We start from the raw sequence: 21632 nt of genomic DNA, 5'->3' as shown, positions 1-21632 counted from the left end.
GCGCTTCCGCCTGTGCTTTCAAAAGCCGCTTTCGAAAGCCGGCTTGCGCCTCAGAGAAAGACGGCGAGGTTCGGCATGCCGAGCACGGACTGTTCCAGGATCACCTCGCGCCGCGCCAGCTTGAAACCATCGTCAGTCTTGCGCACCACGTCGCGGCGCTCGCCGCTGAGCAGGTGATAATCCGGACTCTCGCAGCGGCTGCGGGTCATCAGCAGGTAGCTGGAGACCGCAAATTCATCCGCCTGCGCGGTTTCGGTCACGCGGATGTTCGTCACCAGACGGCGGGTGCGCGAGGGGGGGTCCTCCGCCCAGGCGCTTTTGGTCCGGGTCAGGCGGGCGATGCGCGTGCTGATCGACCGGTAATCGTCGTGGTAATGCGCGGTGGTGCGGACGATGGTCGCCGCCTGCTGCGACAGCGGCATCGTCTGCCGCAGCGGCACCGTGTAGATCAGATCGGTTGCCAGCATCCTGCCCCACGCGACCAGATCGATCTGGTCGAGCAACCACGCCTCGTCGTACAGGAATTCGACGATCCCGTTGTAGATGGCGGAGCCGACCGGAACGCGGCGGGCCGTTCCGGCATCGGCCGTCGCCGTGGCGACGGCGGTGTTCCCAGTCATAAGCGGTTCTCCCTTGAGCGGCCTGTCCGTTGACAGGCTCGAGCGGCGTCAGTCGGCGCTGACCATGTGGTCGCGGTAGGCCAGCCACCAGTTCCACTGGGTGTCGTCCTTGGTGAAGCCGTCATAGGCTTCCGCCGGGCCGGGCCAATCGGCCGGTCGACCGACCGTGTTGATCGCCTGATATTTCAGCGTGACCTTCCGGCTCTGCGATCCGCGCGCCACCTGGGTCATTTCCGGCCACGTGTCGGAATCGTCCTGCTCGATCATCCCCGAGGTGCCGAACATGTGGATCGACTCGCGCAGCATGGCCTGCTTGAGAGGCTCCGGCGTGTCCTTCTCGGCCAGGAGCCAGTTGACGAACTCCATCCGGCCCGGACCGCGCGGCACATAGGCGTGGACCGCGATCAGCCCCAGCACCGTGCCGTCCGCCTGCGGAACATAGACGAAGGCGATCAGCATGTTGGGGAAGAGGTTGCCGACCTGCGGCGGGGTGGTGGTCAGCAGCTTCAGCTGGTCGGGCTTCAGATTGCGCATCAGCTCCGGAACCATCTCCTTGCTGATGCCAGGCGGCGGGAACATCGCCAGACGCTCCTCGACCGTCAGCTCCGACGCGCGGGCGCCGGCGACCTGCTCGAACTTCTTGGCCAGATGCGTGCAGCGCAGCGAGTGACCGAGCCGCGACGTCACCTCCACCCCATACATCGAGGTGGTCAGGTCGCCATTACCGAAGCCGGCGATCTCGCCCAGCCACTGGTGCAGGGTCAGCGTGTGGAAGCCGTCCGACGCCGATTGTTCCGAGGCCGCCTTCCAGTTCGCGTCGAGGACGAAGCGCTGCGGCGGCCCCAGCACCTCCAACCCCCTGTCGGTGCGGCAGAACAGCATGTCGTAATACCACTTCATGTCGCCGAGGAACTCCTCGAACGACGGGCCGTCCTGGTCCCAGGTCGCGAAGATCAGACCGCCATAGACCGTCACCCGCGCCTTCTTCAACGACAGTTCGGCCTTGGTCCGGATCTCGCCGTGCATCTTCTCGCGTTCCACCGGCGAGCCGATGAACGCACCGTCCGGGCGGAAGGCCCAGCCGTGATAGACGCAGCGGTGGACCGGCAGGTTGCCGGAATCGGAACGGCAGACCCGCATGCCGCGGTGCGGACAGACGTTCAGCGAGACATGGATCTCACCGTCGCGGGCACGGGCGACGATGACCTGATCCTCGCCCATCGACCGCAGCACGAAGTCGTTGGGATTGGGAATTTCGGTCTCATGGCCCAGCAGCAGCCAAGCCTTGCCGAAGATGCGCTCCATTTCCAGGTCGTAAAGCTCGTGATCGGACAGCGTTCGGATCTGGACCTCCCGCCTTTCCACGTCGATCAGTTCGTCGATCCGCGTTCCATCGGCAAGACGATCCTTCGTTCGCGTCATCACGTCTGTCACTTTCGCGCTCCTCCAACCGGTTGGCATTCGCGCACCACGCTGTGCGCCCCGTCTATTGCTAGGCATAAATGCCATAAATGTTCAAAATATGCAAGCTCACAACTGCTGAAAGCACCAGCAATTCCTGGTATTGGCCCGCGTCCCGACTCAGACGAAATCCTCGACCGGGCGGACGCTGGGACCGAGGATAGGGCCGACCATCTCGTGCCCCCACAGGCTCAACCGGTCGCAGTTCAGCTCGAACGGGTCGCCGGGCCACGGCTCGAACTCCGCGATGCATTCGACGGCGAAGCCCGACGGCGTGAAGTGATAGAAAGACACGTGGGGATCCTGGGTGTGCTGGCCCAGCGTCATCTGCATCGGAAGGTTCCGCTTGCGCACGATGTCATACGTCTGGCCGACGTCCCGCAGCGTCGCCATGAACATGCCGATGTGCTGCAGGCCCCTGTAGCCCGGCCGCAACCCATAGGCGATGTCGTGGCTGGTCTTGCTGTTCAGTTTCGAGCGGAAGAACCCAGTCCTGCCCTTGCCGGCGCCCGACCCGTACCAATGGAATCCCATGATCCGGATCAGGAAATCCTCCAGTTCGGCTGTGTATTCCGGTGTGATCAGAACGACATGGCCGAGGCCGCGCTCGTCTGCGATGAAGCGCCGGCCGTGGATGCCCGGCACGAAGGAATGGGGGTCCCATTTCTGCGCGTAGAACAGCTCGTGCTGGAAACCGACCGGATCCATGAAGCGCACCAGCTCGCGGACGCCCCGCAGCTTGCACAGCGCGTCGTCGCCGCGGCTGAACTCCACGCCCTCTGCCTGAAGCTTGTCGACTGCCGCGTTGAAGGCCAGGCGCCCCTGCGCTTCCCAGCCGATATAGGTCAGGCGATCGATGGGACCGGGGTGGATGGCGATCCGGTGGCAGCGGTCGTCCATCCGCAGATAAAGCGACTGCGAATCCTCGTCGCGGGCCGGGCGGACGCCCAACCCCAGCACGTTCGGCCCGTAGTCGCGCCAAGCGTCGATGTTCGGCGATTCAAGCCCGACATAGCCGATACCGATGATGTCCATGTTTTCAGCTCCCTTGATCGGAGTGTTTTTCTCAAGCGGCGCCCCGGTGCGCCGTGCCTCACGCCGACGCGGCGGTCCGTTCGGCACGCTCGCGCGCTTCCAGCAGGCCGCGGATTTCGAGATAGGCGGCTTCGGTCAGCGGATTGGCCCAGGCGAAGAGCGTTCCGGCGAGGAACAGGAAGGCCGGAAGGCCGGCGAACAGCCCCTTTAACCCCAGCAGGGCCTCCGCAGTATTCCCCGTCCCCAGCGCCGGTCTGAAGCCGATCAGGTCCAGGGCCACGAAGGACAGCCCGACCGACAGCGCCGCCCCCATCTTCCAACTGCTGATGAGCAGCGCGAACAGCATGCCGGTGTGGTCGGCGTTCGTGCTCAGGCGGACCTCGTCCGCCGCATCGGCCATCATGGCGCGCGGCAGCAGCACCACCCCGCCATAGGGGACGCCCCAGGCCGCCATCGCCAGCGCCGCGACCGTCACGTCGCCTTCCGGCAGCAGCAGCAGGAACGGACAGACCGCCGCCGCGACCACGCCGCACAAGGACAGCGCCACCCGTTTGCCCACCGCGCGCGCCAGCCGGGTGATCAGCGGCGTCGCCGCGATGCCCGTCAGCATCTGACCGATCAACAAAAGGCCGATGGCGCTGCGGTCGATGTGCTTCACGCCGGTGAAATAGAAGATCATCAGCGTCGATGCCAACCCGAAGCCCAGCCCGAACAGCAGGTCGGCGGCGACCAGCCGGAAGACCGACTTCCGTCCGATCACCGCCCCGATGGCCTGGATGCCGGAATGCGGCGCGGACCGCGGCAAGCCGTTGGGAAGCAGCGTCGCGACCAGGACGCTTGCCGGGATGGTGACGCCGATGATCAGCCAGCCCATCGACGTCACCGTGGCCGCCGCGTCGTTCGCGTGGTTCTTGCCAAGGAACAGCGGCAGCGTCAGCACCAGGGTGATGCCGAGAAAGAAGGCGGCCTGCAAGGACCCGTAAACCCGGGCACGATCCGCGACTCCGCTGCCCAGGCCGGCGGCCATGGCGAGTTGCACGAGGGACAGGATCGACCAGCCGACATACACGAGGAACAGCCAGACGCCCAGATAGAGAAGCCCGACCCCGGGCCGGGCGAAGAACAGCATCGCCGTGGACAGAATCAACAGGGGAGCGCCGACGAACAGCCAAGGCTTGAACCGGCCCCAGCGCGAGCGCGTGCGGTCCATCAAGCCACCGAGAAACGGATCCAGGATGATGTCGAAGATGCGGCCCGCCATGACGATCATGCCGACGCCGGCAAGGTCGAGGCCCAAGGCGTTGCTGTAGTATTCCGGCAGGGTCACGACCAGCGGCAATCCGAGCATCGCCAGCGGCAGGCTGAGGCTTGCCAGACAGGCCAGTTTCCAGCGTTCGGCACGGGATGTGGCGGCCATGGAACGGCTCCTTCCGGGGCTTGGAAACAGCCCTCGGTTGCGTTCGGTCGGGAATGGGGCATCCAACGAAGGAAGGGCAACAAAGGACGGGACGCTTGCAGCCCCGGCCTTTGCGTCCCCGGTCAGAAGCGGCGGTGCTGTCAAACCTCGATCAGTTCGAGACGCAGCGCGGCCTGCGGGCAGGATTCAGCCCCTTCCCTCGCCTTCTCCTCCAGTCCGGGCGGCACCAGATCGCTGTCGAGAACGATCAGGCCGGCCTCGTCCAACTTGTAGACCTCCGGGCAGATCTCCGCGCACACCCCATAGCCGCAGCACGAGCCGCGATCGGCAACCACGCGAAGGGTGGATTTCTGCGCAGCAACATCGGTCGTCATAACCAACTCTCCTTGCCTCTTTCTTTGGTGGTTTCCTCAGGCATGGCGCGCCTGGACCGTCCCGAAGGCGGCCGGCGTCATCGCCACGATCCTGTCTTTCGCACGGTCGCGCCGGTCGGCCGGCGGCGGCGAAGCCCTGAAAGTGATCAGCCCCAGGTCACATGAACGCTGTCCGGACCGCGCAGATGCATGCCGCGGATCTTGGCGGCCGGCTTGTCCGGATCAAAGCGGATGTCCGGGCACATATCCAGGATGGCGTTCACGGCGACCTCGATCTCGGCCTTCGCCAGGAACAGGCCCAGGCACATGTGCGGCCCGAAGCCGAAGCCGAAGGACAGCTTGGTCGGCCGGTCGATATTGAAGGTCTCGCTGTCGGTGAAGACGTCCTCGTCGCGGTTGGCCGAACCGACCGCGATCGACAGGAAGGAGCCGGCGGGAATCTTGACGCCGCGAATCTCGACGTCGCGCGTCACCAGCCGGTTCTTCCAGGAGGCGACCGGCTCGAAACGCACCGCTTCGTCGATGGCGCGCATCAACAGGCTGCGGTCGCGGCGAACCCGCTCCAGAAGCGCCGGACGCTCCAGAAGCAGAACCATCAGGCTGCCGAAGGTCCGCGTCGTGGTTTCGGTCGCCGCCGGCATCAGCATGCGGACGAAATTCGTGACCTCGTGGTCGTTCAGCCGACGCCCCTCGAACTCGGCCCGGATCAGGCTGCTGATGAGATCGTGACCGGTGGCCCCGGCGGCGCGGCGGTGTTCCACAGTCGCCCGGATCGCGTCGTAGAGCTTCTGCGACAGCTCCATCGCGTTCCTGCGGACCTCGGGATCTTTCAAATTCCGCAGGGATGCCAGGATCTGGAGGCCCCAGGAGGAATATTGTTCGGCCGTCTCGGGATCCGTCATCACGCCGAGAACCTCGTAGACCACACGGATCGGGAAGGCGATGCCGAAATCGTCGATCAGGTCACAGCCGGCGCGCTTGGCCAGCGGAGCGACGAGCTGGTTGCGGATGACCGGAGCGAGAAGCTCCTCCTTCCACTTTTTCAGAATGTCGTGGGAAAAACAGGGCTGAAGCAGCCCCCGCATCTTGCGGTGCTCCTCCCCATCCATGGCGGTGAGTGCGAAGTCGCCGACGAGCGGCGCCAGCCCTTTCCCGATCAGGGAATTCGAATAGGTCGCGGAATCGCGCAAGACGGCCATGGCGTCCGCGTAGCGGAACAGGGTGAAGGCCGGGCGATCCTCCATTCCGCCATGGACAGAGGGAACGCCGAATTTCGCCATCAGATCCCCCTCCATGACCGGAGAGGTCCGCCGAAGCTCCCGATACAAGGGATAGGGGTCGTCCAGCCCGACCGCGAAACTGGCGCTCACGCTGGAAAACGCGGCGCTGACGTCGGATGATACGTTTGTCCGTTTTTCCAGATTCTGCGTGGGCATAGTTTCCTGCCTGCCTGATTTTTGGGTGGGAGGTTTTTTAGACACAAAGTGCATTGATGTCTAACATTAGGCTGCGTCGCCGTCAACCGTTTAGTTTGTGCGGTAAACATTCAGGACTTGAGCAATGACCACGCGCGAAGTGTGGTTGCATGCCCCGGTCGCAGCCGGACGAGCGGCGTGACAGGCTGCTCCGTCGTCATCGAACTCTCCCAGGGGCATCAAAGAATTCTATAATCAGAACAACAGTCTGACATTGACACGACCAAAGCCGCTGACTACGGTTCGTCTCCATCGTCACGTTGTCGATCGAGGCGATGAACAGGGGGGCACCCTGCTTCGCCGATGCAGCCTGACGCTGTGCCATGCCGCTCGTTTTTTCCGCGACGTTCTCGGAATGGTTAAGCCGACCGACGGGCGCCGGCCTCCGCTTTCGCCCTGAAAACCGGGAAAAATCCCGACATCAACGGACAAGAGGGTTTGGACATGTCCATCATCCAGACCATGGACCACTTCACGATCGTGACCGCGGACCTGCCCGCGACACGCTATTTCTATCAAGGCCTGGGACTGGTTTCCGGCCCTCGGCCCGACTTTCCGGTCCCCGGCCTGTGGCTCTACGCCAACGGCAAGGCGCTGCTCCACGTGATCGAAGTTCGCGAGGCGGACATGCCGACCCCCCGCAGGGGCGTGCTGGACCACATGGCGTTTTGGGGACAGGATCTGATCGGTACGGTTGAGTGGATCGGCTCCCGAGGCATCGCTCACCGGCTCGTCCGCGCGCCGAAGCCCTTCCGCACGTGGCAGCTTTTTTTCCTAGATCCGAACGGTGTCGAGGTGGAGATCGATTTCGATCCTTCGGAACCGGCACCCGCAAGATAGAGAGGTTCGACCCCATGGATCTTGGCCTGTCCGGACGACGGGCGATCGTCTGCGCCTCCTCCCGCGGTCTCGGCCGGGCGTGCGCGCTGGCGTTGGCCCGGGAAGGCGTCCAGCTCGTGATCAACGGCCTGACCGAAGCCCACCTGTCCAGCGCCGAGGACGAGATTTGCGCCGCCACCGGCCAGCGCCCCCGCACCGTCCTGGCCGACGTCGCGACCGACGCCGGGCGCGCGGCGCTGCTGGCCGCCTGTCCGGAGCCGGACATCCTCGTCAACAACAACGCCGGCCCCGCGCCGGGCACGCTCGAGGATTGGGATCACGCCGCCTGGATGGCGGCGCTGGAAAGCAACATGCTGGCTGGAACGCTGCTGATCCGCGCCGTGCTGCCCGGCATGCGGGCGCGGGGTTTCGGGCGGATCGTCAACATCACGTCGGCGATGGTCAAATCGCCCCAGGCGGCGATGGGCCTGTCGGCGGCGGCACGCACCGGGCTGACCGCCTTCAGCAAGGCGTTGTCCCGCGACGTGGCGCGCGACAACGTGACCATCAACAGCCTGATGCCGGAAAAATTCGACACCGACCGCATCCGCTTCATGACGCAACGGCTCGCCCGCGCCAAGTCCATCACGGACGGCGAGGCAAGGGAGCGCATCATCCGCGAGATCCCGGCCCGGCGCCTCGGCAGACCGGAAGAATTCGGCGCGGCCTGTGCGTTTCTATGCTCCGTCCACGCCGGCTACATCACCGGCCAGAGCCTCCAGATGGACGGCGGCGCCTACAGCGGGCTGTTCTGAGCGGGAACGGACGCCCCGGCCTGGCCGGGGCGCGCCGACGGTCAGGACGCCATCATTCCGCCATCCACGACGAAATCGGCCCCCGTGATGTAGGACGCATCGTCGGACGCGAGAAACAGCGCCAACCCGACGACCTCGACCGGCTGGCCAGGCCGGTTCAACGGGATGTGGTCGAGGATCCCCTTCAGGACGGCCGGATTTTCCAGCACCTTGGCCGTTCCGGGCGTCAGGATGAAGCCGGGGCTGATGCTGACGGCGCGGATGCCCTTGGGCGCCCCTTCGAGCGCAAGCTGCCGGGTGAGCGCCACCACCGCTCCCTTGGTCGCGGCATGCGCGACGAGGCCGGCATGGGCGCTGCCGCCCCACCCGGCGACCGAGGCGATGTTGATGATCACGCCGCCCTGCCCCGCCAGGAATGGCCAAGCGAATTTGGTGGTGTGGAAGACAAGGTCCAACTCGTTGCGGATGGTGAAACGCCAATCCTCGACCGAAAGCTCGGCGACCGTGCCGAATCGGGCGGCCGAGGCGTTGTTGTAGAGGATGTCGATCCGGCCATGCTCGTCGGCCGCCCGCTCGACCCAGTGCCGCGCGTCGTCCGGATCGCCGAGATCGACCGGCGCCGTTCCGCCCATCCGCCCGCCGGCGTCGCGGACGAGCGCGATCGTCCGTTCGTTCGCCGCGGCGTCGATGTCGCAGCCGACCACCATCGCCCCTTCCGCCGCGAAGCGCAGCGCCGCCTCCCGTCCCTGACCGCCACCGGTTCCGGTGATCAGCGCGACTTTCCCTGTCAAACGACCACTCATGTTGTCTCCTGTCGATGTGTCGCGCGGCACGCCGTTAACGGGCGCGGATCGCCGCCATGATGAAGTCGGCGGCGTGACGGTGCCACGCCGCCATTCCCTCCTCGGAGGTCGTGCAGAATCCGACGATGGATGAAACCGAATAGCGGTTGGTGAAGCCGCCCGACGTGATCAGCGCCGCCGTTGCAAGGAACAGGCGGGCATCGATGCCGGGCTGGAAATCGCCCCGTCGAGCCCCTCGCTTGAGAACGAGGTCCAGCTTGGCGACCAGCGCCGGAGCCATCCCGATGAACTTGTTTGCGGGTGTGCTGTGGTTCTCGTGATAGCGGATGCCCTCCTGGGCGAGAGAGCCGAGACATTTGTCGGTCTTGTACCGCGTGAAGATCGCGTCCAGAAAAAACAGAATGGCGTCCGGCGGTTGCAGGTCATCGATGTTCAGCGCAAGAAGCTCCGACATGACATCGAAGGACGACTCGTCGAGGACGTTGGCGAACAGCGCCTCCTTCGATCCGAAATAATGGTAGACGAGCTGTTTGGTGACACCAGCCTGTTGCGCGATCACATCGACGCGCGCGCCCGCAAGGCCTTTGGCGGCGAACTCCCGCCGTGACACGGCCAAAAGCCGCTTGAGGGTTTCCCGCTTGCCGTGTTCCGGGCGAGAGTGCGTCACATCCACCGCCGGCATTGATTCGCTTCCCATGCAATCGGTTATCCCATCGTCCTGAAGAACGCCAGAAAATCACGCCTCCTTTGGACTGGGTCCAAGAAGACAAGGCGGAACGCCGTCGCCGGGGATTCCGTCAACGCGCGGGGCAGTGGGCGCACGTGCCTGGATGCGCCAGAATGTCGCAGGAAACTCCTCTTCATCCGCTGTGGTCATTGTTGACCGCGCCAACATTTTGAACATAATATCGAAATGTGTTCAATAAATCGATCCCCATCCGGCACGGAAAACGGGGGCGAGCCAGGGAGACGGCGCGTGGACGGTGATGATCCTCGTGCCTGACTGAATTCCCTTGCGGAAACGTCGAGCGCCACAGGGGCTGCGCTTCCGCGTGGGCAGGGCATCAAAAACCAGCAGCGGAGATCGCCTGTCCTCGGGCCGGGGCATCGGCTGCCCGACGGTTTGCGCACCTGGATCAAGGGGTTCGGCGCGCTGCGTCCCCATGCCTGTCGGGGGTGCCGTTTTGCCGGCCACAGGCCCCGGCCCGTCGATTGAGAACCGGGACAGGCAACGAGAAAATCGAACATTCTGGAGGAACGTCAATGAGCAGTTTTGAGAGGCGCCTGTCGGACGGCACCCGCATCGAAGACCTGATCGATGTCGACACGCGGGAAGTCCGTGTCCGAACCCTGGCCGATGCGGAACTCCACCAGATCGAAATGGAGCGGATCTTCGGCAAGGTGTGGCAGCTCCTCGGCCATGAAAGCGAGATTCCGAACCCCAACGATTTCATGATCCGCGCGCTGGGCGAGGATTCGGTCCTGGTGGCGCGCGACCGCGACGGTGAGATCCATGTCACCCTCAACGTCTGTCCGCACCGTGCCATGCGGGTGTGCCGTTCCGATGCCGGCAACGCTCCGACGCACCGCTGCCCGTATCATGGCTGGGCCTTCCGCCCGGACGGCGCGTTCATCGGCTCGCCGGTCGGCGGCGAGACGATGCACGGCAAACTTCTGGACAAGAAGCAGCTGAGCCTGAAGAAGGCCCGCGTCACCCTCTATGGCGGCCTCATCTTCGCGACCTGGAACATCGACGGCCCCTCGCTCGACGAGTTCCTCGGCGAGATGAAATGGTACTTCGACATGCTGTTCGACCGCACCGACAAGGGGCTGGAGGCGCTGGGTCCGCCGCAGCGCTTCGTCCTGCGCGCCAACTGGAAGTCGGCCTCCGAACAGTCGGCGTCGGACGGCTTCCACGCCTACACCCTGCACGAGTGGCTCGGCCAGCTCGCCGGGTTCGGCAGCGGCGACCTGACCTCCTCCATGCTGGGCGTCGAAGTCACCTCGAAGCTGGGCCATTCGCTGCGCTGCATGCCGATGGCGCAGAAGTTCGAGCGCGGCGCCGCCCTCAAGGACACCAGCCTGTCGCTGGCGGAACGGCTGGAGATTCTCGCCCCGCCGGGCATCATCCCGTCGATGGCCCCCGAGCTTGAGCGGCATCTGAGCACGGAGCAGATCGAGCAGCTGCTGCTTCAGCCGCCCCAGGTCGGCAACATCTTCCCGAACCTGATCATCGAACATGTCTATGTGCCACAGCCCGGCGGCAAGCCACTCGGCCTGTTCGCGGTGCACACCTACATGCCGCGCGGCGTCGACAAGATGGAGTTCGTCAACTGGCTGCTGGCGGAAAAGGACACGCCGCAGGAGATGAAGGACGCCATGCGGAAGATGGGCGTCCGCATGCTCGGCACGTCGGGCATGATCGAACAGGACGATTCCGATCCCTGGCTCGATCAGGCGGTCCTGGCCAAGGGCGCCCAGGCGCGCAACATCACGCTGAAGTATCAGGCGATTCACAACCCGGAACGCCCGTCCTGGTGGGTCGGCCCGGCCGAAGTCTACGAAGGCTTCACCAAGGACGACACCCAGTGGAACTGGTGGCTGCAATGGCGGGACCTGATGCTGAACGCCGGGTGACCCTCTCCGCCTTCCCGCCCCATGCATCGACCGACCATCAAGGATGGGCTCCATGACCGCTTCCGCCACCGTCACGATCGCGGGGTTCGACAACCCCGTCGCCATCGGTTCCCCCGTCTACAACGAGGTGCAGACCTTCCTGTTCAAGGAAGCGGCGCTGCTCGACCAGATCCGCCTGAACGACTGGGTGGGTCTGCTGGCCGAGGATATCCTCTACACCGCCCCGCTCCGGCAAACCCGGCCGACCCATGAATTCGACAAGACCATCGTCCGCACGATGTTCCACTTCGAAGAGGATATCGGCTCGCTCAAGCTGCGGGTGGCGCGTCTGATGAACACCCGGAGCGCCTATGCCGAAGACCCGCCCTCACGCTGCCGCCGCCTGATCACCAACCTTCTGGTCAGCGGCACGGCCAACCCGGACGAGTTCGAGGTGTCGAGCTACATCCTGATGACCCGCAGCCGCTACGACGCCGACCAGTTCGACCTGATGAGCGCCGAACGCCGCGACCTCGTCCGCCGCGTCGATGGAAGCTTCAAGCTGGCCCGCCGCGAGATCATCCTCGACCAGAGCGCGCTCGGCATGCCGAATCTCGGCGTCTTCCTCTGATCGGCTCACGCCTCCTCCCATTTTTTAAAATCTCCGTCGGAAGGACCGTCACGATGAATCGTGAAGACATGATTCTCGTCAGCGTCGATGACCATGTGATCGAACCGCCCAACGCCTTCGCTCCCCACATGCCGGCCCGCTTCAAGGGCCGCGAGCCGAAGATCGAGCGGATCGGCGAGCGCGACGTCTGGGTGTTCGAAGGCAAGAAATGGGGCTACATGGGCCTCAACGCCGTGGTCGGCCGCCCCAAGACCGAATACGGCATGGAACCGCTGAGCTACGACCACATGCGGCGCGGCACCTGGGACATCAAGGCACGCGTCGAGGACATGGACGCCAACGGCGTGCTCGGCTCGATCTGCTTCCCGACCTTCCCCGGCTTCGCCGGCCAGAAGTTCCAGGCCCACCCCGACCGCGACGTCGCGCTGGCCGCCATCCAGGCCTACAACGACTGGCACCTGCACGACTGGGCGAACGCTGCGCCCGGACGCTTCATCCCCCTGTGCCTGGTCCCGATGTGGGACATCCCGGCCGCCGTCGCCGAGGTCAAGCGCCTGAGCGCCCAGGGCGTCCACACCATCAGCTTCTCCGACAACCCCGCCCAGCTCGGCTATCCGTCGATCCACGACGACTACTGGGACCCGCTGTGGAAGGTCTGCGCCGACAACCAGGTGGTCATCAGCTGCCACATCGGCACCGGCAACCATGCGGAGCACGCCTCGGACCTGTCGCCGATCGACGCCTGGATCACGTCGATGCCGATCTCCATCGCCAACAGCGCCGCCGACTGGATCTGGGCGCCGATGTGGAAGAAATACCCGGACCTGAAGATGGCCCTGTCGGAGGGCGGCATCGGCTGGATCCCCTACCTGCTCGAACGCGCCGACTTCACCCACCGCCATCACAACGCCTGGACCGGGTCGAACTTCGAAGGGCAGATGCCGAGCGACATCTTCCGCAAGCACATCATCACCTGCTTCATCGAGGACCGCTTCGGCCTCGCCAACCTGAAGGACGTCGGCGAGGACATGGTGGCCTGGGAATGCGACTATCCGCATTCCGACTGCACCTGGCCGGACTCCGCCGAACTGCTGTGGGAAGACCTCAAGCACCTGTCCAAGGACACGATCGACAAGGTGACCCACCTGAACGTCATGCGGGAGTTCTCCTACGACCCGTTCTCCGTCCTGGGGCGCGAGAACTGCACGGTCGGCGCCCTCAAGGCCCGCGCCAAGCATGTGAAGACCGAGCCGATGCTCGGCCTTGGCGGTGCGGTTCCCCAGGTCCGAAAGGACGGTCCGGTCACCTCCGGCGACATCAACAAGATGTTCGCCGCCGCCGCCGCCGAATCGGCGCTCTGACCGAAGCCCGCGCATTCGGGAACCGGCGGTTCCCGGACTCCACCGAAACCGCGAGCCTTCGGCTTGCGGAACCAGACACGGGCCGCCGGACGTTTCGGCCTGCCGCGGCCCGTGCCCTCGGCGGAACGCGCCCGAACCAATACGTCAAAGCTATCCCAGGGGGCGAAACATGGACATCATCGGCGTTGGCTACATCGGCATCGAGTCGCCGAACATCGATGCCTGGCGGGATTACGGGCCGAACGTGCTGGGCATGGGGGTCGGCGTCGCGCCGGAAGGGGACGAGCAATCCCTGTATCTGCGCATGGACGACCGCCGTCACCGCATCGCCATCCACCCCGGTCCGATCGATCGCGTGAGCTACATCGGCTGGGAAGCCGTCGGCCGGGTGGCGTTCAACGCCGCGGTCGAAAAATTCCGGGCGGCCGGCGTCGAGATCACCGTTGGCGACGAGGCGCTCCGCAAACTCCGCGGTGTGCGCGAACTGATCCGCTTCAAGGATCCGGTCGGTTTCCAGCACGAGTTGTTCTACGGGCAGAAGTGGGATCCGCACTCCTTCGTGTCCGGCCTGCCCAACCGCAGATTCGTCGCCGACGAGCGCGGTCTCGGTCACATCGTCGTGATCACCCCCGAATACACGCCCGCTCTGGAAAGCTTCCTGATCGACGTCATGGGCTTCCACTGGTATGGGGCGGGTGCCGGCAAGGGCAAGACCGGCTTCTTCCGCTCGAAGCTGAACAACAAGACCAGCCACGACATCGCCTATGGTCTGCGGCCGGGCTCTATGGGATTGCAGCACATCGGCATTTTTTTCGCCACCTTGCGCGATCTCGGCGAAACCTACGACATCGTGCAGAAGCGCGGGATCCAAATGCAGATGACGCTGGGCCAGCACACCCAGGATCCGCACCTCTCCTTCTATCATTTCACGCCGTCGGGTTTCGTGGTGGAAGCCATCCATGAATTCGAGCCATGGCCGGGCGATCCCTTCGAACTGAACCCGGAGCGGTTGAGCCTGTGGGGGCACGAGGTGACCGGCCCGATCCTGGGGCCGAGCGTCCGTCCGCTGGAGGATTTCCAGTAAAGACCGAAACGGCGCCTCCGTTCGGGGTTCTTCGAACAGGCCGCCAACCCTTTCCAGCGTGACGGTCCGGCCATGGACGTCCGGAACACATTTTTCCTGAGGAAATTCCGATGGTTGAAACCTACGACATCGTCGTTGCCGGCGGCGGGCACAACGGCTTGGTCGCCGCCAGCTATCTGGCCAAGGCGGGCCTGACGGTCTGCGTCGTCGAGAAGAACGACAAGGTCGGCGGCGGGGTGATGACCCGCGAACTGACCATCCCCGGCTTCAAGCACGACGTCTGCTCCGTCGCCCATACGCTGTTGCAGGCCAACCCCCTGCTGCGGAACGACGAACTGAAGCTGTTGTCGACGTTCGGGTTGAATTATCTCAATCCGGACAAGATGACGTCGATCTTCTATGACGACGGCTCCACGCTCGAATTCTACACCGACCTGGAGAAGACGGCGCAGTCCATCGCCAAATTCTCGGCCAAGGACGCCGACGCGTATCGCCGCTTCAACGAACATGTGTTCAGGACGCTCGACCTGATGGTCACGGGGATGTTCAACACGCCGCCCAGCTACGGGCACCAGACCATGCTGATGGACAGCAGCCCGGAGGGGCGTGAACTGCTGCGCACCATGTCCATCAGTTCCTGGGATCTGATCGGCGAGTGGTTCGAGAACGACAAGGTCAAGATCGCCTTGGCGCGCTACGCATCGGAAGCCATGATCAACCCGTTCGACAACGGCACCGGCTTCGGCTTTTACATCATCCTGCCCTTTATGCACCGCTACGGAGTGGGTGTGCCGGCCGGCGGGTCGGGCGCGTTCGCCGACGCCTTGCGCGCCTGCCTCGAATCGCACGGCGGCGTGGTCAGGACCAGCAGCCCGATCAAGCAAATCAAGCTCGACGGCCAGAAAGCGACCGGCGTCATTCTGGAGAGCGGCGAGGAAATCCTGGCAACCCGCGCGGTGGTCACGAACCTCCACGCCAAGCAGATCTTCCCGCACATGGTGCCCGGCGTCGCGCTGCCCGATGGGTTCGAGACACGGATCCGCGGGCTGAAGCCCAGCAGCTTCCAGCCCTTCAACATGCACGTCGCCCTCAAGGAAGCTCCGAAGTACAAGGTGGGACCGGCGGTCGATGATTTCTTCTGGGTCGAGCGGTCGCATTCCAACGCCGAGGAATTCGAGAAAGCGTTCCGAGATCTCGAGCGGGGCTATCCCCGGCGGGACTTCGTCGCCTATGTGACGCAGGACTCGGTCGATAAGGGCGGACGCGCGCCAGAGGGCAAGCGGGTGCTGAACATGTACGCCTTCTGCCCGTACAACCTGAAGGATGGTGGTCCGCAGCGCTGGGACGACATCGGCAACGAGGTCGCCCAGGGCTTTCTGAACGATCTGAAGGCGCTGACCACCAACATGGACGAGGACAACATCCTCGGCTTCTCGTTCATGACGCCGCTGGACATCGAGCGCCACAACAACGCGATGATTGGCGCCGATATCCTTCATTTTGGTTCCTATTCCTGGCAGATTGGCGGCAACCGCCCCGTGGCCGGCTGGGGCCAATACCGGTCGCCGGTTGATCAGCTCTTCCTGTGCGGAGCCAGCACCCATCCCGGCGGCGGCGTCACCGCCGCTTCCGGCCGAAACGTCGCACGGCTGTTGATGGAAGAGTTCGGCATCGACTTCGACAAGGTCGTCGCCGCCTGACGAAACGGCGGTTGCGGGGCGGTTCACCAGCAACCGCCACTCTTTCCAAACAGCAATATTTCATAAGGCGAGCGGGCATCATGAAGGTATTCAGCAAGGAAGGAATGGAGATGATCGACATCAAATCCATTCATCGTGAGGGAGATGCCATAATCATTAAGGGCAAGATCATGGGAGCCATGTCGGCCGTTATGGTCATCAAGCCCGAAGACTGTTGGCAAGCAGCCAAGCTTTTGGGACTATCGCTGACCGCACAACTTCCTGCACTGCTGATGAAGGGGTTGTTTCGGTCCAGAAAACAGGTGATTGGAAAGCCGATATGACCAAATCACGGAAGCTTGAATATCATTCCATCATCCCGCGTTTCTGAAAAATGACTGAAATAAATACTCCTCATCTTCACCACGGAGTCCCTGAATATCGGATTTTTGTTAATCATTCAATAATCAAAGATCTAAAATGGACCTACGTCATCTTCGTCACTTCATCACGTTGGCCGAGACAGGCAGCCTTCACCGGGCTGCACGCCAGCTTCGGCTTCGACAACCAGCGCTCAGCCAGTCGATCCGCTCGTTGGAAGCCGATGTCGGCACATCTCTGGTCGATCGGAGTCCATCGGGAACGCGCCTGACCCAGGCTGGGGAGATGTTCCTGAATGAAGCCCAGAACATCCTCTCATCACTCGACCGAGCGGTGCAAATCGCCCGACAAGCTCAAGACGGTACGGCCATTCCACTGCGTCTCGGGATCACGCGTGACATCGTCACTATCAGGCTTACAGATGCGTTGAGCCGCTTTCGGAAAATTTCCACCTCCGGCCAAGCGACTGTCAGCGACGTGCCGCGACCACGTCACCAATGGATGCTGAACAACGGCTTGCTCGACCTCGCTTTGTTGCCCTCCACCCTGACGGCTGACGTCGAGCATGCCGAGATCCTGTGGGATGAAGACATCCATCTCGTGCTGCCAACAACCCATCCCCTCGTCACAGACGCTATCATCGACATCCGCCGGCTGGCGAATGTTCCCCTGATCCTGGACAGCTGCAACGACGACGATGGGATCGGCCACGCATTATTGAATGCCAGTCGAATTGCCGGCCTCACGATCAGCATCACCTCACCGGTTTTCTTTCTGGAAACCCGGCTTATGCTGGTCGCTGCCGGCTTCGGTATTACGGCCCTACCCGCCTTGAGCTCGGCTCTCGCCGCCATTCCAGGCATCGTAAGCCGGCCTCTGTCGCCCCCATTGAAGGTGACCACTGTCGCGACCTGGCCAACCTCGGGGCTTACGCCGGCAGCGCAACGTTTTCTCACCATCGCCCGCTCCCTCAAGGAAATCGGAACTGACGATGCCTCGAGCAATCCCTCCTGATCGCCTGGTTACGATCTGAAATCATCCGCCCGCAAGGCCCCGCGCAGCACCAGCAGCAGCGGCTCGCCAGCCTCCAGCATGATCACCGGCGCCCTCTCCAGCATGTCCTTGGCCGCGCGATCCAGCGGACTTTCCATGCTGCGACCGAGGATGGTGCCCAGCAGGCTGCCGCCTCCGGTCAGTGCCGCCGAGGCAAGGTCCACCGCTACGCTGGCACCGATCAGCAGACCCGTCTGAACCCAGGGCACCTCCACCGAGCCCGGCAGGCCTCCGGCACCGGTCGCATCGACTACCGCGGCGGCCGGTTGAACGGTGTCATTGCGCGGCCACGGCCGGGTGATCATCGGTTTAGCGACCACGATGCGCTTTTGACCTTTGGTGACGCTGCTGCCAACCTCCATCGTCACCAGCGATCCGGCGGGCACCGCCAGGCAGGCGAAGCCGGCGTCCCAAACATCCTGCGTCACCTGGGCGGTCAGCACGCCGCCCTGCTCCGTCACGACCCGGCTGATGGTCTGCAGCGGGAACGGCGTTCCCGCCGGCACGGTGCAGTCCCCACCGGCGGCTGCAAAATCCCTCCCTTCCCGGCGTCCGGCAGGGGCGCTCTCCCCTGGTTCCTTGCGGCTCCATCCGCCTACCCCAGCCTCAAGCGCTTTCTTGCGCAGCTCGTCCTCCTTGGCCGGCCCACGCATTTGCGGCTTTGGTTGTGCCGGGGCCGGTTTCGGAACCTCGACGCGGGGAGCCGGCGGCGGGGGTGGCGCCAGATCGGCGTAGCTCGGCAGCATGCTCTTGGGCGGACGATGGTCGAACAGGATCGGCTGCTTCGACACCGGCTCCTCTCCCTGGCCGCGGCCAACCATGTAGGCCACCAGCCCCACCCCAATCACCGCGGTGCTTACCAGCAGGATGCGGACGAGGTGCGGGCCGGAGACGATGACCCGGCGGCGCTCCAGTGGGTCGGGCGTCAACGGCGTGGTACCGGGCGCACTCATGGCCGGTTCCTCCGGATATGAACCTCCTGGGCGCCGAGGCTCAGCAGAAGATGATCGTGGATGCCGGCGACGCGGTACGTCGCGTTCATCCTGCCATACTGCACAGGCGTTCGAGTGCCATCCTCGGCAACACGCCATAGCGCCGGAGCGCCGTAGGCGCCGAGTACGCCGGGTGTGAAGTTGATGACCGTCACCTCGCTGTCGTCGCACACCGGCGGCTGCCCGTCCGCCGTCGGCACCGGGCGCCATTGCGGCGTGTCGCCGTCCAGTGTGTAGGTGCAGCGGCGGTCGCGATAGGCCAGCTCGGTGGTCCGGTCGCGCCCTTCCATGGCCGCGCCGCCGGCCAAGGTCGGCGAACCGTTGAGCGCCGCCAGCCAGTCCTCGGGATAGCGCCACCGGACCTCGACGTGATGAACCCGCTTGTGGGTCTCGACGTTGAGGTCGTATTTGCGCTCGTTGGTGAAGACCGAGATCTGCTGATTCATCCCGGCGCGCCGCGGCATGAAGGCGATGCATTCGGTGCGCTGCCGGCCTTTGCCGAAGCTGTAGGGCTGGTGCGGAATCCACACCTGGGCGCCCGGCGCCACGATGTCGCGCACCACCTCGCCCGGCTTCAGGCAGACCAAGGTCTGGTTCGCCTCGGCCATGTAGACGAGATATTGCTGGTCGGGCTGGTACCAGTATTCGCAGCTCTTGCCCTTGAAGCAGGTCACGGTCGGCAGGTCGAGGGCCGCTTCGTTGGCCTGCCCCACCCAACTGCGGGTCTGCGCCCGCGATGGCCGCGCGCCGAGCGTCTCCTTCGGTTCCCGCTGCATCTGCGTCGGCGGGACGTGCAGATCGGCCATCGTGTAGATGCGAGGCGGATCGGGCGGCCCGGCAATCGGCACCGAGGGCGGCTCGGTGGCACAGGCCGCCAGCAGCGGCAGGGCCAGCCAGGGAAACAGGCGGGTCATGGCCGGGACTCCGTCGATGGGGTCGGAGGGCTCGGAAGGGGCGGAATGGTCGGCGTCGATGGTGCCGCGGCCGGATCGGACCGGGCCGCCTTCGCAGCGTCGCGCGGCTCCAGCGCCAGCGGGGTTCCGCTGGGCTGGGAAAAGCCGGAGATCGACACGCCGTCGAGTGCGCCGTCACGAGGCGCACCATCCATCGTCACCACCGCGGCGCTCATCAGCGCCCGGCTCTCCGGCTTGAAGCGGCGATAGACCGTCTCGGTCCACACCACATAGAAGGAGGAGGCGCCGGTCTTCGGATCGGCCTCGCGCTCCTGCACGCGGATGTCGGCGACGTCGCGGCTCCAGCCCTCGGCCGGGTCGAGATCGGCCGCCACCAGGGCATCCCATTTCTTCTCGGCCCCGGCGGTCAGGCGGGCGCGGGCCGCGGCGCGGTCCCTGGCCAGCATCACCGGGTCGGTGCCGATCTGGCGCTGCCAGCGGATGAACCAACTGACCGCATTGATCCGCGCGCCCTTGCTGACGCTGAGCGTGCTGTCGAGCAGCAGCAGGCTCTGGTGACCGTCGAGCGCCTGCTCGACCCGGTAGACCGGCTTTGTCCGGGCGATCTCCACCAACTGGCCGGCGACGCGCAGATTGTCCCAGGTCATCAGCCCGCCCCAGCCGAGGCTCAGGATGGTCAGGCCAAGGTACCAGCGCTTCAGCCGCAGCGCCTTGGCCTCGCGGCTGGCGCGGTAGGTCATGGCCTCCAGGTAGCGGGCGCTGTCCGGCACCCCGGCCGGCGGCGGATCGTAGGCGTTGACGATGCGCTCCCTCATGATGGATCTCCCTTCTCCGGAGCGTCGGGTTTGGGCTTGCGGGCGCCAGCGCGAAGCCAGGAGTCCTCACCGCCCCACTCCTCGATCAGGCGGCTGGCCTGCCCACGGGTGAGGTCGGCAGGATAGGTCCGGCCGGCAGAGAGACGGTCGAGCTGCCCGCGCTGGGCCTCGGTCATCGGCTTGTCCCAGCCGCCGCCTGACCGCTGAGCGCTCCCCTGCCCGGCGCCTCCCCCTGCCCCACCGAAGTGCCCGGCCGGATAATGCCGCCCCGATCCGCCCGATCCGCCCGATCCGCCCACCGAGCCGGATCGGCTGCCTGGCATGGTGCCGACCGAAGCGGTAGCGCCACCAGCCACTGTGCGCAGCAGGCCGAGGGCCGTGGTGCTCCCAGCCAGTACGCTGCCGGCAGCACCGCTCGATGCGGCGGCTCCACCGGCGACGCTACGGGCGCCGAGCCAGCCGGCGGTCCACAAGGCGGCCAGCGCCGTCATGCCGTCCATCACCGGCCCGCCATTCACCAGGCCGGCGGCGGCGCGCGGTGCCTTGATCGCCAGCACGAAGATGGCGGCGGCCAGCACCGCCACGCCGAAGGCCTGGGCCAGGGTCGGCGTGCCCTGGAAGGTCAGGCTGGTCAGGGTGGCGCCACAGACGGCAATGATGGCGCCCAGCACCAGCAGCTTCATGGCCGACGCCGCGATGTAGCCGATGGCGCGCTCGGCGACGAAGCTGGTCGGCCCCAGCACCGCGAAGGGAATGGCGAGATAAGCGGCCAGCGACAGCAGCCGGTATTCCAGGAAGGCGAGGAAGACCTGAATCGCCAGGATGCAGAAGCTGACGATCACCACCAAGCCCGCCAGCAGGAAGATGACGATCTCAACGAAGTTCAGGAAGAAATCGACCGGCCCCAGCATCTCCTTGACGCGCAGCATCAGCGGGATCACCGCCTGGATGCCGAGATGGGCGATGTAGCCGGGATCGTCGAGGGCGAAGGGGGCACCGGGGCCGAGGCTGAGACCCTGCCGGGCCGCCGCCTGCATCAAGGCGGCCGAGCCCGCAGGAAACCACTCCACCAGCGCACCGATGACGGTGAATTTCAGCAGCATGCGCAGGAAGGGGCCGTGCACCGCCGGCTTGCCCTCGAACAGCCAGAGCAAGAGGGCAAGGGTGTAGGATAGCATCATCAGCAGGCGGAGCGCTTGGTGGGCGTCCGGCCCGAGCAGACCGAGAGCGGTCACCACCATGGCGGTCAGCTGGTGCAGGGCGATCGACAGGCCGCTGACGTCCATG

The 21632-nt window shown here is 64.8% G+C and carries 21 protein-coding genes; 9 read left to right on the top strand and 12 right to left on the bottom strand.

From position 1 onward, the window contains the following. Window positions 1-50: 50 nt before the first annotated feature. The 6 genes from B9N97_RS06160 to B9N97_RS06135 form a co-directional block, all read right to left on the bottom strand. Window positions 51-620 carry a 3-phenylpropionate/cinnamic acid dioxygenase subunit beta gene (locus B9N97_RS06160; RefSeq protein WP_085084364.1) on the bottom strand — a complete coding sequence of 190 codons (570 nt, stop codon included), beginning with the start codon at window positions 618-620 and terminating at the stop codon, window positions 51-53. A 48-nt stretch (window positions 621-668) separates the two neighbouring features. Then, a complete protein-coding gene (locus B9N97_RS06155; protein WP_208621151.1) occupies window positions 669-2054 on the bottom strand; it encodes an aromatic ring-hydroxylating dioxygenase subunit alpha in 1386 nt (461 codons plus the stop codon). Window positions 2055-2201: 147 nt separating this feature from the next. Beyond that, window positions 2202-3116, bottom strand: coding sequence for a VOC family protein (locus B9N97_RS06150; RefSeq protein WP_085084360.1), 915 nt, complete (start codon window positions 3114-3116; stop codon window positions 2202-2204). 58 nt (window positions 3117-3174) lie between these two features. Next, window positions 3175-4533, bottom strand: coding sequence for an MFS transporter (locus B9N97_RS06145; RefSeq protein WP_085084358.1), 1359 nt, complete (start codon window positions 4531-4533; stop codon window positions 3175-3177). A 140-nt stretch (window positions 4534-4673) separates the two neighbouring features. Further along, a complete protein-coding gene (locus B9N97_RS06140; RefSeq protein WP_085084356.1) occupies window positions 4674-4907 on the bottom strand; it encodes a ferredoxin in 234 nt (77 codons plus the stop codon). A gap of 146 nt (window positions 4908-5053) precedes the next feature. Continuing rightward, window positions 5054-6277: a cytochrome P450 gene (locus B9N97_RS06135; RefSeq protein WP_208621150.1), complete on the bottom strand. Its 1224-nt coding sequence runs from the start codon at window positions 6275-6277 to the stop codon at window positions 5054-5056. 549 nt (window positions 6278-6826) lie between these two features. Between B9N97_RS06135 and B9N97_RS06130 the strand changes: the two genes are divergently transcribed. Beyond that, window positions 6827-7222 (top strand): VOC family protein, encoded by a 396-nt coding sequence (locus tag B9N97_RS06130; RefSeq protein ID WP_208621149.1) that lies wholly within the window; start codon window positions 6827-6829, stop codon window positions 7220-7222. Window positions 7223-7236: 14 nt separating this feature from the next. Beyond that, window positions 7237-8016, top strand: a complete 780-nt coding sequence (locus B9N97_RS06125) for an SDR family oxidoreductase (protein WP_085084352.1) — start codon at window positions 7237-7239, stop codon at window positions 8014-8016. Window positions 8017-8057: 41 nt separating this feature from the next. Here B9N97_RS06125 and B9N97_RS06120 read toward each other — a convergent pair whose 3' ends face one another. Together B9N97_RS06120 and B9N97_RS06115 are read right to left on the bottom strand one after the other, a co-directional pair. Next, entirely contained in the window at window positions 8058-8819 is a 762-nt protein-coding gene (locus B9N97_RS06120) for an SDR family NAD(P)-dependent oxidoreductase (RefSeq protein ID WP_085084350.1), read from the bottom strand. Between the two features lie 34 nt (window positions 8820-8853). Next, window positions 8854-9501, bottom strand: coding sequence for a TetR/AcrR family transcriptional regulator (locus B9N97_RS06115; protein ID WP_085084348.1), 648 nt, complete (start codon window positions 9499-9501; stop codon window positions 8854-8856). Window positions 9502-10082: 581 nt separating this feature from the next. On the opposite strand from B9N97_RS06115, the gene B9N97_RS06110 reads away from it, so the two are divergent. The 7 genes from B9N97_RS06110 to B9N97_RS06080 all read left to right on the top strand — a co-directional run bounded on the left by B9N97_RS06110 (window position 10083) and on the right by B9N97_RS06080 (window position 17585). Then, window positions 10083-11456 carry an aromatic ring-hydroxylating dioxygenase subunit alpha gene (locus tag B9N97_RS06110; RefSeq protein ID WP_085084346.1) on the top strand — a complete coding sequence of 458 codons (1374 nt, stop codon included), beginning with the start codon at window positions 10083-10085 and terminating at the stop codon, window positions 11454-11456. Between the two features lie 52 nt (window positions 11457-11508). Next, window positions 11509-12066 carry a 3-phenylpropionate/cinnamic acid dioxygenase subunit beta gene (locus B9N97_RS06105; RefSeq protein WP_136703600.1) on the top strand — a complete coding sequence of 186 codons (558 nt, stop codon included), beginning with the start codon at window positions 11509-11511 and terminating at the stop codon, window positions 12064-12066. A gap of 53 nt (window positions 12067-12119) precedes the next feature. Further along, complete coding sequence (locus B9N97_RS06100; RefSeq protein WP_085084345.1) at window positions 12120-13427, top strand: amidohydrolase family protein; 1308 nt, start codon at window positions 12120-12122, stop codon at window positions 13425-13427. Between the two features lie 169 nt (window positions 13428-13596). After that, on the top strand, window positions 13597-14511 hold the full coding sequence (locus tag B9N97_RS06095; protein ID WP_085084343.1) for a VOC family protein: 915 nt from the start codon (window positions 13597-13599) through the stop codon (window positions 14509-14511). Window positions 14512-14621: 110 nt separating this feature from the next. Continuing rightward, a complete protein-coding gene (locus tag B9N97_RS06090; protein WP_085084341.1) occupies window positions 14622-16211 on the top strand; it encodes a phytoene desaturase family protein in 1590 nt (529 codons plus the stop codon). Between the two features lie 80 nt (window positions 16212-16291). After that, complete coding sequence (locus B9N97_RS06085; protein WP_085084339.1) at window positions 16292-16534, top strand: hypothetical protein; 243 nt, start codon at window positions 16292-16294, stop codon at window positions 16532-16534. Between the two features lie 136 nt (window positions 16535-16670). Then, window positions 16671-17585, top strand: a complete 915-nt coding sequence (locus B9N97_RS06080; RefSeq protein WP_085084337.1) for a LysR family transcriptional regulator — start codon at window positions 16671-16673, stop codon at window positions 17583-17585. An 8-nt stretch (window positions 17586-17593) separates the two neighbouring features. Here the strand turns inward: B9N97_RS06080 and B9N97_RS06075 are convergent, their stop codons facing one another. Genes B9N97_RS06075 through B9N97_RS06060 form a run of 4 tightly spaced genes read right to left on the bottom strand, consistent with a single transcriptional unit; the run spans window position 17594 to window position 21631 of the window. After that, window positions 17594-18577 (bottom strand): TrbI/VirB10 family protein, encoded by a 984-nt coding sequence (locus B9N97_RS06075; protein ID WP_085084335.1) that lies wholly within the window; start codon window positions 18575-18577, stop codon window positions 17594-17596. Beyond that, window positions 18574-19530, bottom strand: coding sequence for a TrbG/VirB9 family P-type conjugative transfer protein (locus B9N97_RS06070; protein ID WP_085084333.1), 957 nt, complete (start codon window positions 19528-19530; stop codon window positions 18574-18576). Before B9N97_RS06070 ends, B9N97_RS06075 begins: the two co-directional genes overlap by 4 nt. Beyond that, complete coding sequence (locus B9N97_RS06065; RefSeq protein WP_244560574.1) at window positions 19527-20345, bottom strand: hypothetical protein; 819 nt, start codon at window positions 20343-20345, stop codon at window positions 19527-19529. The genes B9N97_RS06070 and B9N97_RS06065 overlap by 4 nt, the downstream gene beginning before the upstream one ends. Next, the gene (locus B9N97_RS06060) at window positions 20342-21631 is read right to left on the bottom strand and encodes a type IV secretion system protein (protein ID WP_085084331.1); all 1290 of its coding nucleotides are present in this window, start codon (window positions 21629-21631) and stop codon (window positions 20342-20344) included. Before B9N97_RS06060 ends, B9N97_RS06065 begins: the two co-directional genes overlap by 4 nt. Between the last annotated feature and the right edge of the window lies 1 nt (window position 21632).

It is taken from the genome of Azospirillum oryzae (assembly GCF_900177515.1).
Taxonomy (GTDB): Bacteria; Pseudomonadota; Alphaproteobacteria; order Azospirillales; family Azospirillaceae; genus Azospirillum; species Azospirillum oryzae_A.
The sequence above is the reverse complement of the archived record's forward strand: the minus strand, read 5'-3'. Positions and strand labels throughout refer to the sequence as shown.

Bases quoted from the DNA above. Each gene is read 5' to 3' on its own strand.
- B9N97_RS06160 (WP_085084364.1), bottom strand. From the start codon at position 620: ATGACTGGGAACACCGCCGTCGCCACGGCGACGGCCGATGCCGGAACG.
- B9N97_RS06095 (WP_085084343.1), top strand. From the start codon at position 13,597: ATGGACATCATCGGCGTTGGCTACATCGGCATCGAGTCGCCGAACATC.
- B9N97_RS06150 (WP_085084360.1), bottom strand. From the start codon at position 3,116: ATGGACATCATCGGTATCGGCTATGTCGGGCTTGAATCGCCGAACATC.
- B9N97_RS06070 (WP_085084333.1), bottom strand. From the start codon at position 19,530: ATGACCCGCCTGTTTCCCTGGCTGGCCCTGCCGCTGCTGGCGGCCTGT.
- B9N97_RS06085 (WP_085084339.1), top strand. From the start codon at position 16,292: ATGAAGGTATTCAGCAAGGAAGGAATGGAGATGATCGACATCAAATCC.
- B9N97_RS06075 (WP_085084335.1), bottom strand. From the start codon at position 18,577: ATGAGTGCGCCCGGTACCACGCCGTTGACGCCCGACCCACTGGAGCGC.
- B9N97_RS06090 (WP_085084341.1), top strand. From the start codon at position 14,622: ATGGTTGAAACCTACGACATCGTCGTTGCCGGCGGCGGGCACAACGGC.
- B9N97_RS06065 (WP_244560574.1), bottom strand. From the start codon at position 20,345: ATGAGGGAGCGCATCGTCAACGCCTACGATCCGCCGCCGGCCGGGGTG.
- B9N97_RS06120 (WP_085084350.1), bottom strand. From the start codon at position 8,819: ATGAGTGGTCGTTTGACAGGGAAAGTCGCGCTGATCACCGGAACCGGT.
- B9N97_RS06080 (WP_085084337.1), top strand. From the start codon at position 16,671: ATGGACCTACGTCATCTTCGTCACTTCATCACGTTGGCCGAGACAGGC.
- B9N97_RS06140 (WP_085084356.1), bottom strand. From the start codon at position 4,907: ATGACGACCGATGTTGCTGCGCAGAAATCCACCCTTCGCGTGGTTGCC.
- B9N97_RS06100 (WP_085084345.1), top strand. From the start codon at position 12,120: ATGAATCGTGAAGACATGATTCTCGTCAGCGTCGATGACCATGTGATC.
- B9N97_RS06130 (WP_208621149.1), top strand. From the start codon at position 6,827: ATGTCCATCATCCAGACCATGGACCACTTCACGATCGTGACCGCGGAC.
- B9N97_RS06115 (WP_085084348.1), bottom strand. From the start codon at position 9,501: ATGCCGGCGGTGGATGTGACGCACTCTCGCCCGGAACACGGCAAGCGG.
- B9N97_RS06060 (WP_085084331.1), bottom strand. From the start codon at position 21,631: ATGGACGTCAGCGGCCTGTCGATCGCCCTGCACCAGCTGACCGCCATG.
- B9N97_RS06145 (WP_085084358.1), bottom strand. From the start codon at position 4,533: ATGGCCGCCACATCCCGTGCCGAACGCTGGAAACTGGCCTGTCTGGCA.
- B9N97_RS06105 (WP_136703600.1), top strand. From the start codon at position 11,509: ATGACCGCTTCCGCCACCGTCACGATCGCGGGGTTCGACAACCCCGTC.
- B9N97_RS06125 (WP_085084352.1), top strand. From the start codon at position 7,237: ATGGATCTTGGCCTGTCCGGACGACGGGCGATCGTCTGCGCCTCCTCC.
- B9N97_RS06110 (WP_085084346.1), top strand. From the start codon at position 10,083: ATGAGCAGTTTTGAGAGGCGCCTGTCGGACGGCACCCGCATCGAAGAC.